General features: G+C 61.9%; 14 protein-coding genes. 11 read left to right on the forward strand and 3 right to left on the reverse strand.

From position 1 onward, the window contains the following. Window positions 1–21 precede the first annotated feature (21 nt). Both HU767_RS25615 and HU767_RS25620 read right to left on the reverse strand, forming a co-directional pair. Window positions 22–1,497: an inorganic phosphate transporter gene (locus tag HU767_RS25615; protein ID WP_186704480.1), complete on the reverse strand. Its 1,476-nt coding sequence runs from the start codon at window positions 1,495–1,497 to the stop codon at window positions 22–24. A gap of 365 nt (window positions 1,498–1,862) precedes the next feature. Further along, window positions 1,863–2,063 (reverse strand): hypothetical protein, encoded by a 201-nt coding sequence (locus HU767_RS25620; protein WP_003184509.1) that lies wholly within the window; start codon window positions 2,061–2,063, stop codon window positions 1,863–1,865. A gap of 570 nt (window positions 2,064–2,633) precedes the next feature. Between HU767_RS25620 and pcaR the strand changes: the two genes are divergently transcribed. From pcaR to pcaC, 11 genes are all read left to right on the forward strand, one after another. Beyond that, entirely contained in the window at window positions 2,634–3,476 is an 843-nt protein-coding gene (gene pcaR / locus HU767_RS25625; RefSeq protein ID WP_003184507.1) for a pca regulon transcriptional regulator PcaR, read from the forward strand. Window positions 3,477–3,617: 141 nt separating this feature from the next. Continuing rightward, on the forward strand, window positions 3,618–4,964 hold the full coding sequence (locus tag HU767_RS25630; protein WP_186704481.1) for an MFS transporter: 1,347 nt from the start codon (window positions 3,618–3,620) through the stop codon (window positions 4,962–4,964). Window positions 4,965–5,258: 294 nt separating this feature from the next. Further along, on the forward strand, window positions 5,259–6,119 hold the full coding sequence (locus HU767_RS25635) for a CoA transferase subunit A (protein ID WP_186730795.1): 861 nt from the start codon (window positions 5,259–5,261) through the stop codon (window positions 6,117–6,119). After that, window positions 6,116–6,895, forward strand: coding sequence for a CoA-transferase subunit beta (locus tag HU767_RS25640; RefSeq protein ID WP_181290317.1), 780 nt, complete (start codon window positions 6,116–6,118; stop codon window positions 6,893–6,895). The genes HU767_RS25635 and HU767_RS25640 overlap by 4 nt, the downstream gene beginning before the upstream one ends. After that, window positions 6,892–8,097: a 3-oxoadipyl-CoA thiolase gene (gene pcaF / locus HU767_RS25645; protein WP_186730796.1), complete on the forward strand. Its 1,206-nt coding sequence runs from the start codon at window positions 6,892–6,894 to the stop codon at window positions 8,095–8,097. The genes HU767_RS25640 and pcaF overlap by 4 nt, the downstream gene beginning before the upstream one ends. Window positions 8,098–8,135: 38 nt before the next feature. After that, complete coding sequence (gene pcaH / locus HU767_RS25650) at window positions 8,136–8,840, forward strand: protocatechuate 3,4-dioxygenase subunit beta (RefSeq protein WP_186704484.1); 705 nt, start codon at window positions 8,136–8,138, stop codon at window positions 8,838–8,840. Window position 8,841: 1 nt separating this feature from the next. Then, window positions 8,842–9,408 carry a protocatechuate 3,4-dioxygenase subunit alpha gene (gene pcaG, locus HU767_RS25655; RefSeq protein ID WP_186730797.1) on the forward strand — a complete coding sequence of 189 codons (567 nt, stop codon included), beginning with the start codon at window positions 8,842–8,844 and terminating at the stop codon, window positions 9,406–9,408. A 273-nt stretch (window positions 9,409–9,681) separates the two neighbouring features. After that, window positions 9,682–10,977, forward strand: coding sequence for an MFS family transporter (locus tag HU767_RS25660; RefSeq protein ID WP_186730798.1), 1,296 nt, complete (start codon window positions 9,682–9,684; stop codon window positions 10,975–10,977). Window positions 10,978–11,191: 214 nt separating this feature from the next. Further along, window positions 11,192–12,556: a 3-carboxy-cis,cis-muconate cycloisomerase gene (locus tag HU767_RS25665; RefSeq protein WP_186730799.1), complete on the forward strand. Its 1,365-nt coding sequence runs from the start codon at window positions 11,192–11,194 to the stop codon at window positions 12,554–12,556. A 12-nt stretch (window positions 12,557–12,568) separates the two neighbouring features. Next, window positions 12,569–13,369 carry a 3-oxoadipate enol-lactonase gene (gene pcaD, locus HU767_RS25670; RefSeq protein ID WP_186704488.1) on the forward strand — a complete coding sequence of 267 codons (801 nt, stop codon included), beginning with the start codon at window positions 12,569–12,571 and terminating at the stop codon, window positions 13,367–13,369. Between the two features lie 10 nt (window positions 13,370–13,379). Beyond that, on the forward strand, window positions 13,380–13,772 hold the full coding sequence (pcaC, locus tag HU767_RS25675; RefSeq protein WP_186704489.1) for a 4-carboxymuconolactone decarboxylase: 393 nt from the start codon (window positions 13,380–13,382) through the stop codon (window positions 13,770–13,772). Window positions 13,773–13,997: 225 nt separating this feature from the next. On the opposite strand, the gene HU767_RS25680 is transcribed toward pcaC, so the two are convergent. Then, window positions 13,998–14,166 (reverse strand): OprD family outer membrane porin (locus tag HU767_RS25680; RefSeq protein ID WP_186730800.1); only part of this gene is annotated, 169 nt, incomplete at its 5' end.

Raw genomic sequence — 14,166 nt, forward strand, 5'->3', positions numbered from 1 at the left:
CTTTTTTGTTAGCCGCTGGAATCAGCTGCCGATGGCCTTGGACGCCAGCCAGAACAGCGCCGCCGACAGCGCCACCGTCGCCGGCAGGGTCAGTACCCAGGCCAGCAGGATGGTGCGTACGGTGCCGCCTTGCAGGCCGCTCTTGTTAGCGACCATGGTGCCCGCCACGCCGGAGGACAGCACGTGGGTAGTAGAAACCGGCAGGCTGAAGATATTCGCCGCGCCGATCATGCACGCGGTGGTGATCTGCGCCGACATACCTTGCGCATAGGTCATGCCTTGTTTGCCGATCTTCTCGCCGATGGTCAGCACCACGCGCTTCCAGCCGACCATGGTGCCCAGGCCCAGTGCCAGTGCGACTGCCAGGATCACCCAGAACGGGGCGTACTCGGTGGTGGCGGTCAGGTCCTTGCGCAGCTTGTTCAAGTCGTCTTTCTCGCGAGCCGCCAAGCCTGGCAACTTGCCTACCTTCTTCGCCGTGTCGTCCAGGCAGAGCAGGTAGCGACGAACCTCGATGCGTCGTTCCGACGGCAGCGAATGGTAGTCCGCCACGCCTTTGAGCGTGTCGAGCAGGGCATTGATGGTCGGTTCGGTCTGCTGCGGGTTGCAGCGGAATTTCTCGGGCAGGTCGCCGTTCACGCTTTTGCCCAGCGCCAGGTATTCACCCAGGGACTCGTGGTTGCGTTGGTAGAACTGGCTCAGGTGCAAGGTTGCGTCACGGGTCCGCTCGATCTGGTAGGTGGTGCTGCCCAGATCCAGTACGAACTGCGCCGGCACGATACCGATCAGCACCAGCATGATCAGGCCGATACCTTTCTGGCCATCGTTGGAGCCGTGGACAAAGCTGACGGCCATGGCCGAGATCACCAGTACCAGGCGGTTCCAGAACGGCGGGTGTTTCTTGTCGTCGATCTGGCGGCGCTGTTCCGGCGTCTTGTGCATCTTCGACAGCGGACGCCACCATTTCAGGCCGATCAGCACCAGGGCGGCGATCAGGAAACCGGCCATGGGCGAGAACACCAGGGAAGCGCCGATATCGATCGCCTTCTGCCAGTTCACCCCGTCGGCCAACGGGATATCGTTGATCAGCGCGTTGGCCAGACCCACGCCGAGGATCGAACCGATCAATGTGTGGGAACTGGATGCCGGGATACCGAAGTACCAAGTGCCCAGGTTCCAGGTGATGGCCGCTGCGAGCAGCGAAAACACCATGGCCAGCCCGTGTCCGGTGTTCACATTGATCAGCAGCTCCACGGGCAACAGGTGAACGATGGCGTACGCCACCCCCACGCCGCCCAGCAACACGCCGAGAAAATTGAACACACCGGAAAAGAACACCGCCAGGTGAGGCGGCATGGCTTTGGTGTAGATAACAGTGGCAACCGCGTTAGCGGTGTCATGAAAGCCGTTGATGAACTCGAAGGCGAGGACAAAAGCCAGGGCGAGCAAGAGGCTCACAAGCACCCAAGCATCCAGTCCGCTGAATAAATCGATCATGAAGGTTTTCTGACCCGGTCATAAGGGGGCGCGATTATGCCAGAAAACCTCGGTAATCGATGCACTGCCTGCTCATCGGTAACATTCTTCAACGAAAATAATTGTAGGACCGTCTCAGGCGCCAGGTTTGCCGCGGGTTGCGTAACCCTTTGAATCAGGGGCGCAAAGCACACTTGGCCAGGATCACGGCGAGCTGAATGATGCCGTGAGCGGTTGTATGAAATTTCTGAAAAGAAGGTCGGCCATGACCCTTCCGGACCGTCGGGCAGGAGCGGATGGCGGCCCGCTCATGGCGGGCGTGCGCTACGGATTCCAGCCTGGGTGGCGGCCGGAAACCTCTTCACAGGAACCTTGGGTGCTGAGCGTCACTGCTCTTCGGCTTTAAGTTCCTTTTCCATTTTCTGGAGTTCTTGGGTGAAGGCCTGGTCCTGAACGGTGGCGCGCTTACGCCAGGGTTTGCGTTCCGGTTCAGGTTGCGCGGCGTAGGTGGTGACTTCCCCGCCGTAAACTTCCTTGTAACGTTGTTCCTGGCGCTCAAGTTCCGCGCGCAGTTCGTCTTTCGTCACAGTTTTACCTAAATTAATTGAAGTTGAATCTGGTGATACGCACTGCATGTGGACATGCAGACGGCCACGGCACCAGAGCTGACAGCTGACGTAGCATCAGGGCTTCGCGTTGTTGCCAAACAGGGGAAGCGACCATAAAGGCGCTCCGGGCACCAGGCTAATGACCACGGCGCCAGCGTACGAGAACGGTTGATTGGCCGTACCGTCACTGTTTTGCATTATAGCGGCCCAGCCGAATAACACTATCGGGAAAATTAAAAGGTGCTGTTGTTGTGTGAACTCATGTTTGTATGTGCAACTTGTATCACCGCGTGAAAAAGGTCGGCGAGTACCGCTATCCAGATGCCGTTTACGCCGACAAGTTCAATTTACCCCACGCCTTCACGCCAAACTCGAGTCATTGTTTGCTGCAACTTAACTCAAACGTGTTCGCAGCGGGAGCCATTCGATAGCGGACCCGATTGCGATTATCGGTCGGCGGTTCGATAATCGAACGCTCTCGGCCGGCGGCCCTTGCTTGCCCATCGGGCAGCCGCTTGAATAGCCGTCATTCCCGGGGAAGGATCAGACATGAACGACCAATTGCGCAATGCCTTCACTTCTGTCGCGCCACCGATCGTCGCCTCGCCGGCCAAGCGGATCCAGGCCCTGACCGGTGATCCCGACTTCATGACGTCCCTGGCCCGTGGCTTGGCCGTGGTCCAGGCCTTCCAGGAGCGCAAGCGGCACCTGACCATCGCCCAGATCAGCCATCGCACGGAAATTCCCCGCGCCGCTGTCAGGCGTTGCCTGCATACCTTGATCAAGCTGGGCTACGCCACCACGGACGGGCGCACCTATTCGCTGCTACCCAAAGTGTTGACCCTCGGTCACGCCTATCTGTCTTCCACACCCCTGGCCGTTTCTGCCCAGCCGTACCTGGACCGCATGAGCGAGCAACTGCACGAAGCCTGCAACATGGCCACGCTCGAAGGCGACGACATTCTCTATATCGCCCGCTCCGCGACCACCCAGCGCCTGATTTCGGTGGACCTGTCGGTGGGCGGGCGCCTGCCAGCCTATTGCACCTCCATGGGCAGGATTCTCCTGGCGGCCCTGGATGATGCGTCGTTGCGCGACTACCTCGACCACGCCGACCTGCAGGCCAAGACCAGCCGCACCTTGCACACACCTGAGGCTTTGCTCGAGTGCCTGCAACAGGTGCGGCAGCAGGGCTGGTGCATCGTCGACCAGGAACTGGAACAGGGTCTGCGTTCGATTGCCGTACCGGTGTACGACGCTTCCGGTCAAGTAGTGGCCGCGCTCAACGTCAGTACCCATGCCGGACGGGTCAGCCGCAATGAGTTGGAGCAACGCTTCCTGCCTGGCCTGCTGGGGGCCAGTCGCGACCTGAGCGCGCAGCTGTTCACTTAAGCTGTTCGATAAACGCACACAGTCGGCGGCGATGAATTGACGGTGTTTGCCCAGCCTCATTAATGTCGCGCAGCGTCATCCGGCGTGTGTCGCCGGGTCTCCGTTCGTCCGCCTGCGTTTTTCGCTTGGAATAAAAATAAAATGAACCAGCCCCAGACCTCCGTAGGCAATTGCCTCGATGTGCAGTCCTTCATCAATACCCAGCCCATATCGCGTTATCAGTGGCGGGTGGTGATTCTGTGTTTCCTGATTGTGTTCCTCGACGGCCTCGATACGGCCGCGATGGGCTTCATCGCCCCGGCGCTGTCCCAGGATTGGGGCATCGATCGCGCCAGCCTCGGCCCGGTAATGAGTGCCGCGCTGATTGGCATGGTGTTCGGCGCACTGGGTTCAGGGCCGTTGGCTGACCGCTTCGGGCGAAAAGTCGTACTGGTGGGCGCGGTCGTGCTGTTCGGCGCGTTCAGCCTGGCCTCGGCCTACAGCACTAACGTCGATCAATTGCTGGTGTTGCGGTTCCTGACCGGCCTGGGTTTGGGCGCCGGAATGCCGAACGCTACCACTTTGCTCTCGGAGTACACCCCGGAACGCAAGAAATCACTGTTGGTGACCAGCATGTTCTGTGGCTTCAACCTGGGCATGGCGGGCGGCGGATTCATCTCCGCCAAGTTGATCCCGGCCTTCGGTTGGCACAGCCTGCTGCTGATCGGCGGGGTGCTGCCGTTGATCCTGGCGGTCGTGTTGCTGTTCTGGCTGCCGGAGTCGGCGCGTTACCTGGTGGTGCGCAACCGCGGCACCGACAAAGTGCGCAAGACCCTGGCGCCGATCGAGCCGCACACGGTTGCCCAAGCGGCGAGCTTCAGCGTACCGGAACAGAAAACCGTCAAAGCCCGCAACGTGCTGGCGGTGATTTTCTCCGGTACCTACAGCGCCGGCACCTTGCTGCTGTGGCTGACCTATTTCATGGGCCTGGTGATTGTCTACCTGTTGACCAGTTGGCTGCCGACCTTGATGCGCGACAGTGGCGCGAGCATGGAGCAGGCCGCGTTTATCGGCGCGTTGTTTCAATTCGGCGGCGTGTTGAGCGCTGTGTTTGTCGGTTGGGCGATGGACCGGTTCAATCCGCATAAGGTCATCGGCCTTTTCTATCTGATGGCCGGGGTGTTTGCCTACGCGGTGGGGCAGAGCCTGGGCAACATCACCTTGCTCGCCACCCTGGTGCTGGTGGCCGGCATGTGCGTCAACGGTGCGCAATCGGCGATGCCTTCCCTGGCGGCGCGTTTCTACCCGACCCAGGGCCGGGCCACCGGGGTCTCGTGGATGCTGGGTATCGGTCGTTTCGGCGCGATCCTCGGCGCCTGGATGGGCGCCACACTGCTGGGGCTGGGCTGGAACTTCGAACAGGTCCTGACGGCGCTGGTTATTCCTGCGGCCCTGGCGACCACGGCGGTGGTGATCAAGGGCATGGTCAGTCATGCGGATGCGACCTGAGCCCACGACCTAACCCCAGTGGAACACCTGTGGGAGCGGGCTTGCTCGCGAATGCAGTGGGTCAGACAAAGTAATGCAGCCTGAGACACCGCATTCGCGAGCAAGCCCGCTCCCACAGGGGGCTGTGTGCTTGGATAAATCGATAGCCAAACAACAATCTGTTCGATAAACGAACACTCAGTCGATTATCGGATTGTTTTGCCGTCATCCCGAAGCTTAATCTTCAGTCACTCCGGCGCTTAACCTCGCGCCTTTTTCTTCATGTCGGTCTACTGGATAACGGGAGCCTGCCCCATGGCTGAAATCCTTTCGCTGCACGACGCGGTGAAGCAATTCGTCAATGACGGCGATACCGTCGCGCTCGAAGGCTTCACTCACCTGATTCCTACGGCGGCGGGTCATGAAATCATTCGTCAGGGCAAGAAAGATCTGACCCTGGTGCGCATGACGCCTGACCTGATCTATGACCAGTTGATCGGCGCCGGTTGTGCTCGCAAGTTGATTTTCTCCTGGGGCGGCAACCCTGGCGTCGGGTCGTTGCACCGCTTGCGCGATGCCGTGGAGAAACAATGGCCACACCCACTGGAGATCGAGGAACACAGCCACGCCGACCTGGCCAATGCCTACGTCGCCGGCGCTTCCGGCCTGCCGTTCGCGGTGTTGCGGGCCTACGCCGGTTCTGACCTGCCGAAGGTCAACCCGCTGATCAAGAGCGTGACCTGTCCCTTCACCGGTGAAGTCTTGGCCGCCGTGCCTTCGGTGCGCCCGGACGTCACGGTGATCCATGCCCAGAAAGCCGACCGCAAGGGCAACGTGTTGCTATGGGGCATCCTCGGTGTGCAGAAAGAAGCTGCCCTGGCCGCCAAGCGTTGCATCGTCACCGTGGAAGAAATCGTCGACGACTTGAACGCGCCGATGAACGCCTGCGTGCTGCCGACCTGGGCGTTGAGCGCCGTGTGCCATGTCCCCGGCGGTGCCCATCCGTCCTACGCCCACGGCTACACCGAGCGTGACAACCGTTTCTACCAGGCGTGGGACCCGATCGCCCGGGACCGTGAGACCTTTACCGCATGGATCAACGAATACATTCACGGCACTCGAGATTTCAGTGAATTCCAGGCCCGGCTGGCAGCCGCTTCGCAGGTGAAACCATGAACTACTCCACCAACGAAATGATGACCGTCGCCGCGGCGCGTCGCTTGAAGAACAATGCCGTGTGCTTCGTCGGCATCGGCCTGCCGTCGAAAGCGGCCAACCTGGCGCGGCTGACCTCGTCGCCGGACGTCGTGCTGATCTACGAATCGGGTCCGATCGGTGCCAAGCCCAGCGTACTGCCACTGTCCATCGGCGACGGAGAGCTGGCGGAAACCGCGGACACTGTCGTACCGACCGGTGAGATTTTTCGCTACTGGTTGCAGGGCGGGCGTATCGATGTCGGTTTCCTTGGCGCGGCCCAGGTCGACCGTTTTGGCAACATCAACACCACGGTGGTGGGCGACTACCATCAGCCGAAAGTCCGCTTGCCGGGTGCCGGTGGCGCGCCGGAAATCGCCGGTTCCGCCAAAAGCGTGTTGATCATCCTCAAGCAGTCGGCGCGTTCGTTTGTCGACAAGCTGGATTTCATCACCTCGGTGGGCCATGGCGAAGGCGGTGATTCGCGCAAGCGTCTTGGCCTGCCCGGGGCGGGGCCCGTGGGCATCATCACCGACTTGTGCATCATGGAACCGGAAGCCGGCAGCCATGAATTCGTGGTCACCGCGCTGCACCCCGGCGTGACCCGCGAGCAAGTCATTGCGGCCACCGGGTGGGCGATCCGTTTCGCCGACCAGGTGCAAACCACCGCCGAGCCGACCGAGGTGGAGCTGCGCGCACTGCGCGACCTGGAAGCTCGCACCGCGGCGGCCCACGGCCAGGCACCGGGAGAAGCTTGATGCGCGACGTGTATATCTGTGATGCGATTCGAACCCCGATCGGTCGGTTTGGCGGCGGTTTGTCCGCCGTGCGCGCCGATGACCTGGCCGCTGTGCCGATCAAGGCGCTGATGGAACGCAATCCATCGGTGGACTGGAGTGCGGTGGATGAGGTGTTCCTCGGCTGTGCCAACCAGGCCGGTGAAGACAACCGCAACGTGGCGCGCATGGCGCTGCTGTTGGCGGGCCTGCCGCAGAGTATTCCCGGCGTGACCCTCAATCGCCTTTGCGCCTCGGGCATGGACGCCATCGGCACCGCGTTCCGCGCCATTGCCAGCGGTGAGATGGAACTGGCCATCGCTGGCGGCGTGGAGTCGATGTCTCGGGCGCCGTTCGTGATGGGCAAGGCCGACGCCGCGTTTTCCCGCAACATGAAGCTGGAAGACACCACCATCGGCTGGCGTTTCATCAACCCATTGATGAAAGCCCAGTACGGCGTGGACGCGATGCCGCAGACCGCCGATAACGTGGCCGATGAATACGCCGTGTCCCGCGCCGACCAGGACGCTTTCGCCTTGCGCAGCCAACAGCGAACGGCGGCGGCCCAGGCGGCAGGGTTTTTCGCCGAAGAAATCGTGCCGGTGCGCATCACTCATAAAAAAGGCGAAACCGTGGTCGAACAGGACGAGCACCCGCGCGCCGACACCACGCTGGAAACCTTGGGCAAACTCAAACCGGTCAATGGCCCTGACAAGACCGTCACTGCCGGCAACGCTTCGGGTGTCAACGACGGCGCGGCCGCCTTGATCCTGGCGTCGGCCGAAGCGGTGAAAAAACACGGCCTGACGCCTCGGGGCAAAGTGTTGGGCATGGCCAGCGCAGGCGTCGCGCCACGGGTGATGGGCATTGGCCCGGTGCCGGCGGTGCGCAAGCTCACTGAACGCCTGGGCCTGGCGGTCGCGGATTTCGATGTGATCGAACTCAATGAAGCCTTTGCCAGCCAGGGCCTGGCGGTGCTGCGGGACTTGGGGCTGGCGGACGATGCGCCGCAGGTCAACCCGAACGGCGGCGCTATCGCCCTCGGCCATCCACTGGGCATGAGCGGGGCACGCTTGGTGATGACGGCGCTGCACCATTTGGAAAAAACCGGCGGCAAGAAAGGCCTGGCGACCATGTGCGTCGGCGTCGGCCAGGGTCTGGCATTGGCCATCGAACGCGTCTGACGCGTCGCTCTACTAATAAGAAAACCGAGGAATGCTTCATGACTGACAAGCCTGGTTATCGTCGCCCCCAAGCGGGCACCCAGCCGGAGTATCTGCACCCGCCGTACCAGTCCACCAACCTGCGCTCGCCGTCCAAGCCGTTGGTGTTCCTGCCCCATTCGCTGTCGGAAATTACCGGCCCAACGGTAGGCGCCGACCGCCTGCAGGAAAAGGACCACGACCTGACCGCCCAGCATGCCGGCGAGCCACTGGGTGAGCGGATCATCATTCACGGGCGGGTGCTGGATGAGCACGGCGAGCCGGTGCCCGGCATCCTGGTGGAAATCTGGCAGGCCAACGCCGCCGGCCGCTATAACCATGACCGTGACGACCATGACGCGCCGCTGGACCCGAACTTCACCGGCACCGGTCGCACCGTGACCGATGCCGACGGCTGGTATCAGTTCCAGACCATCAAGCCCGGCGCCTATCCGTGGGGCAACCATCACAACGCCTGGCGCCCGGCGCATATCCATTTCTCACTGTTCGGGCCGAGCATCCTGACGCGCCTGGTGACGCAGATGTATTTCCCGGGCGATCCCTTGCTGGAATACGACCCGATATACAACTGCGTGCCGGACACCCGCGCCAAGGAGCGCCTGATCGCCCGTTTCGACCTGGAAAAAACCGTCCCTCACTACGCCCTCGGTTACCGCTGGGACATCGTCTTGCGCGGCCGCGATGCCACGCCGATGGAGAAATAAGATGACGCTCACCGCCACCACGTCCCATACCGTTGGCCCTTACTACCACATCGGCCTGACCTGGCTGAACCGCGAAGACCTGACCGTTGCCCAAACCCTTGGCCAACGTGTGGCAATCACGGGGCAGGTGGTCGACGGTAATGGCCAGTTCGTCAACGACGCGATGCTGGAAGTCTGGCAGGCCAACGCCGCCGGCAAATACGCCCACCCGGAAGACGACCAGGACAAGCCCCTGGACCCGCACTTCGAAGGCTTCGGTCGAGTGCCGGTGGACGCCGAAGGGCGCTTCCGCTTCACCACCATCAAGCCGGGCACGGTGCCAGGGCTGGGCGGTACGACCCAGGCGCCGCATCTGGTCGTGCTGGTGTTCGCACGTGGGCTGGTCAAGCATTTGCTGACACGCGTCTACTTTGACGGCGAACAGGCCAACGAAGCTGACCCGCTGCTGGCCTGCGTCCCCGAGGAGCGCCGCGGCACCCTCGTCGCCAAGCCCGATGCGTCGGGCGTGTACCAGTGGAACGTGATCCTGCAGGGCACGGATGCCGAGACGGTGTTCTTCGATTATTGAGTGATGGGCGATTTTGTGGCGAGGGAGCTTGCTCCCGCTCGGCTGCGAAGCAGTCGCAAACCCGGCTACCACGACCGGCCTGATACACCGGGTCGTCAGCTTGGGCTTGCTGCGCAAGCCAGCGGGAGCAAGCTCCCTCGCCACAGAGATGATGCAATCCCTGTGAGAGCAAGGCTTGCCCGCGATAGCGTCAGTCCAGGCAATGCAATACTGTGGAACGGGAGTGTTACGAAGTGTGTCTAGACTTCGTCAGCCCCAACGAGTGAATAACCCATGACCATCCCAATCAGCCATTACACCGGTGAAGAACGCAGCAAGCGCATCTTCGCCATCGTCGGTGCTTCATCCGGCAACCTGGTCGAATGGTTCGACTTCTACGTCTATGCGTTCTGTGCGATATATTTCGCGCCGGCGTTCTTCCCCTCGGACAACCCGACGGTGCAACTGGTCAACACGGCCGGTGTGTTCGCCGCCGGGTTCCTGATGCGCCCCATCGGCGGCTGGATTTTCGGTCGAGTGGCGGATCGTCACGGGCGCAAGAATTCGATGATGATCTCGGTGCTGATGATGTGCTTCGGCTCGTTGCTCATCGCCTGCCTGCCCACCTACAAGGACATCGGCGTCTGGGCGCCAGTGCTGCTGTTGCTCGCGCGCTTGCTGCAAGGCCTGTCGGTGGGCGGCGAATACGGCACCACCGCCACCTACATGAGTGAAGTGGCCCTCAAGGGCCAGCGCGGCTTCTTCGCCTCGTTCCAGTACGTGACGCTGATTGGCGGGCAGTTGCTGGCGGTGTCGCTGGTGGTGGTCCTGCAACAGTTTCTCAACGAGGACGAACTGCGTGCCTACGGCTGGCGGATTCCGTTCGTGGTAGGCGCCGCGGCGGCGTTGATTTCCCTGCTTCTGCGTCGCTCGTTGAAGGAAACCAGCAGCAAGGAAATGCGCGAGAACAAAGACGCCGGCAGCATCGCCGCGCTGTTTCGCGACCACAAGGCGGCGTTCATCACCGTGCTCGGCTACACCGCCGGTGGTTCGCTGATTTTCTACACCTTCACCACCTACATGCAGAAATACCTGGTGAACACCGCAGGCCTGCATGCCAAGACAGCCAGCTACATCATGACCGGCGCGCTGTTCCTCTACATGTGCATGCAACCGCTGTTCGGCATGCTGGCGGACAAGATCGGACGGCGTAACTCCATGCTCTGGTTCGGTGGCCTGGGAGCGTTGTGCACGGTGCCGATCCTGCTGACGCTCAAAAGCATCAGCAGCCCGTTCCTGGCGTTTGTCCTGATTACGTTGGCGCTGGCGATCGTCAGTTTCTATACCTCCATCAGCGGCCTGGTGAAAGCCGAAATGTTTCCACCTGAAGTGCGGGCACTGGGAGTAGGGTTGGCTTACGCGATGGCCAATGCGATTTTTGGCGGATCGGCCGAATACGTCGCCTTGAGCCTGAAGGCCCAGGGCATGGAAAACGCCTTTTATTGGTATGTCACGGTGATGATGGTGGTGGCGTTCCTGTTCAGCCTGCGCCTGCCCAAGCAGCCGGCATATTTGCACCATGACCTGTGAGTGGTGAACCTAAGGCCCGTTAGATTCATTGTGGCGAGGGAGCTTGTGGCGAGGGGATTTATCCCCGTTGGGCTGCGCAGCAGCCCCTCGGTCGGCTCGATCAGTCGTCTGACGAGGGCAGGTATTAAGGGCCGCTTCGCGCCCCAGCGGGGATAAATCCCCTCGCCACAGCAAGCAGTGACTACAAAGGCATCCATTTTTCGAAGGACTGTTTATGAGCGAACGACCGGGCAATCAGCTGTTCGATGCCTACTTCACCGCCCGCGACATGCGCGAGGTGTTCTGCGATGCAGGGCGGGTGCAGGCCATGCTGGACGTCGAGGCCGCATTGGCCCGGGCCCAAGCGCGAGTGGGGTTGATCCCCCAGGACGCGGTGGCGCCGATCGAGAGCGCCTGCCGTGCCCAGTTGTACGATTTTTCGGCGTTGAGCGAAGCGATTGCCAGTGCCGGCAACTCGGCGATTCCGCTGGTCAAGGCGCTCGGCAAACACATCGCCACCCAGAGCGCCGAGGCTGAACGTTATGTACACCTGGGCGCCACCAGCCAGGACGTGATGGACAGCGGATTGGTGCTGCAACTGCGCCGAGCGTTGGACTTGATCGAGGCAGAGCTGGCGCAACTGGCCGTCACCCTGGCCCGACAAGCCGAGCGCTACGCCGCCACACCGCTGGCCGGGCGTACTTGGTTGCAACACGCAACCCCGGTAACCCTGGGCATGAAGATCGCCGGTTGGCTGGGGGCGATCACCCGCAGTCGCCAACGCCTGCGGGAACTCAAGCCGCGTTTGCTGGTGCTGCAATTCGGCGGCGCCTCCGGAACGCTCGCCGCCTTGGGTGAACAGGCGCTGCCGGTCGCCGAAGCCCTGGCCGCCGAGTTGCAACTGAACCTGCCTGAGCAACCGTGGCACACCCAGCGCGATCGCCTGGTGGAGTTCGGCGCGGTGCTAGGGTTGATCGCCGGCAGCCTGGGCAAATTGGGGCGCGATATCAGCCTATTGATGCAGACCGAGGCCGGCGAAGCGTTCGAACCTTCTGCACCGGGCAAGGGCGGTTCGTCGACGATGCCGCACAAGCGCAACCCGGTGGGCGCGGCGGTGCTGATCGGCGCGGCGACACGAGTGCCTGGCCTGTTGTCGACGCTGTTCAGCGCCATGCCTCAGGAGCACGAGCGCAGCCTGGGCCTGTGGCACGCCGAATGGGAAACCCTGCCGGAGATCTGCTGCCTGGTCTCCGGCGCCTTGCAACAGGCGCGACTGCTGGCCGAAGGGCTGGAAGTGGACGCGGCGCGCATGGCCCGCAACCTGGAACTGACCCAGGGGTTGGTGCTGGCCGAAGCGGTGAGCATTGTCCTGGCCCAGCGGGTTGGTCGTGACACCGCCCATCATCTGCTGGAGCAATGTTGCAAGCGCGCCGTGGCCGAACAGCGGCATCTGCGCGCTGTGCTGGGAGACGAACCCCAGGTCAACGCGCAGTTATCCGCGACCGAGCTCGACCATCTGCTCGACCCGGCCCACTACCTCGGCCAGGCCCAGACCTGGGTCGCCCGAGCCGTGGCCGAACACCTTGCCTTGAATGCCTGAAAGGAGATTGTTGTGGGATTCGTCAAACTCGCCGAGGGCGATCTGAACTACCGATTGGACGGGCCGCAAGACGCCCCGGTGCTGGTGCTCTCCAACTCCCTGGGCACCGACCTGCACATGTGGGACGAGCAGATCCCGGCCTTCAGCGAACATTTTCGCGTGCTGCGTTTCGACACCCGTGGTCATGGCCAGTCGCTGGTGACCGAAGGCCCCTACAGCATTGAACAGCTGGGCCACGATGTGCTGGCGATGCTTGATCAGTTGAACATCGACAAGGTGCATTTCTGCGGCTTGTCCATGGGGGGCTTGATCGGTCAATGGCTGGGCATCAATGCCAGTGAACGCCTGCACAAACTGGTGGTGTGCAACACCGCGGCCAAGATCGGCGACCCGTCGATGTGGAACCCGCGCATCGAAACCGTGCTGCGTGACGGCAAGGATGCGATGGTGGCGTTGCGCGATGCGTCGATTGCCCGCTGGTTTACCCCCGACTTTGCCGAGGCCCAGCCTGCGACGGCGAAAAAAATCACTGACATGCTGGCCGCGACCTCGCCCCAGGGTTATGCCGCCAACTGCGCGGCGGTACGTGACGCCGATTTTCGCGAGCAGTTGTCGTCGATTCGCGTGCCGCTGCTGGTGATCGCCGGCACCGAAGATGCGGTGACGCCACCGTCGGGGGCGCACTTTATCCAAGAGCGCGTCAATGGCGCCGAGTACGCCGAGTTCCATGCGGCGCACCTGTCCAACGTCCAGGCCGGTGCTGCGTTCAGTGCGCGGGTCCTGGATTTCCTGCTTGATTCTGGCCGCGCCTGAGGAGTTTCCTGTGGACGAGAAACAACGTTACGACGAAGGCATGCAAGTACGCCGCGCGGTGCTGGGCGATGCCCACGTCGATCGCAGCCTCAATGCCCTGACCGAGTTCAACAGCGAATTCCAGGAGATGATCACCCGCCACGCCTGGGGAGACATCTGGACCCGCCCGGGCCTGCCGCGCCATACCCGCAGCCTGATCACTATCGCCATGCTGATCGGTATGAACCGCAACGAAGAACTCAAGCTGCACCTGCGCGCCGCCGCCAACAATGGCGTAAGCCGTAGCGAGATCAAGGAAGTGATCATGCAGAGCGCCATTTACTGCGGCATTCCGGCGGCCAATGCCACCTTCCACCTGGCCGAATCCATCTGGGACGAACTGGGTGTCGAATCGCGGGCTTGAGGTCCATCGCTAATCCCTGTGGGGGGGCAATGCTGTGGGAGCAAAGCTTGCTCGCGATGCAATGCCACACTCACCAGAAATGCCACTGACCCACCGCTATCGCGAGCAAGCTTTGCTCCCACACGGGATCCTCAGTGAGCACAGATTTTGTACTCGGCACTGATCCCTTGTGGGAGCGAGCCTGCTCGCGAAAGCGGTGGTACAGCCTCCCTCCATGCTTGGCTTTTACAGCAAGCTAATCGGATAGCTGACGATCAACCGGTTCTCATCGAATTCATTGGTGCTGTAATCCCGGCGCATCGTCGAGTTACGCCATTTCACGTTGAGGCTCTTCAGCACACCGCTCTGCACGGTGTAGGCCAGTTCACTTTCGCGGCCCCATTCCTTGCCGTCG

It is taken from the genome of Pseudomonas sp. SWRI179 (genome assembly GCF_014268705.1).
Classification (GTDB): domain Bacteria; phylum Pseudomonadota; class Gammaproteobacteria; order Pseudomonadales; family Pseudomonadaceae; genus Aquipseudomonas; species Aquipseudomonas zanjanensis.

Excerpts from the sequence above, each read along its gene's own strand:
- HU767_RS25615 (WP_186704480.1), bottom strand. The coding sequence starts at position 1,497 with ATGATCGATTTATTCAGCGGACTGGATGCTTGGGTGCTTGTGAGCCTC.
- pcaR (WP_003184507.1), top strand. The coding sequence starts at position 2,634 with ATGAACGACCAATTGCGCAATGCCTTCACTTCTGTCGCGCCACCGATC.
- HU767_RS25630 (WP_186704481.1), top strand. The coding sequence starts at position 3,618 with ATGAACCAGCCCCAGACCTCCGTAGGCAATTGCCTCGATGTGCAGTCC.
- HU767_RS25635 (WP_186730795.1), top strand. The coding sequence starts at position 5,259 with ATGGCTGAAATCCTTTCGCTGCACGACGCGGTGAAGCAATTCGTCAAT.
- HU767_RS25640 (WP_181290317.1), top strand. The coding sequence starts at position 6,116 with ATGAACTACTCCACCAACGAAATGATGACCGTCGCCGCGGCGCGTCGC.
- pcaH (WP_186704484.1), top strand. The coding sequence starts at position 8,136 with ATGACTGACAAGCCTGGTTATCGTCGCCCCCAAGCGGGCACCCAGCCG.
- pcaG (WP_186730797.1), top strand. The coding sequence starts at position 8,842 with ATGACGCTCACCGCCACCACGTCCCATACCGTTGGCCCTTACTACCAC.
- HU767_RS25660 (WP_186730798.1), top strand. The coding sequence starts at position 9,682 with ATGACCATCCCAATCAGCCATTACACCGGTGAAGAACGCAGCAAGCGC.
- HU767_RS25665 (WP_186730799.1), top strand. The coding sequence starts at position 11,192 with ATGAGCGAACGACCGGGCAATCAGCTGTTCGATGCCTACTTCACCGCC.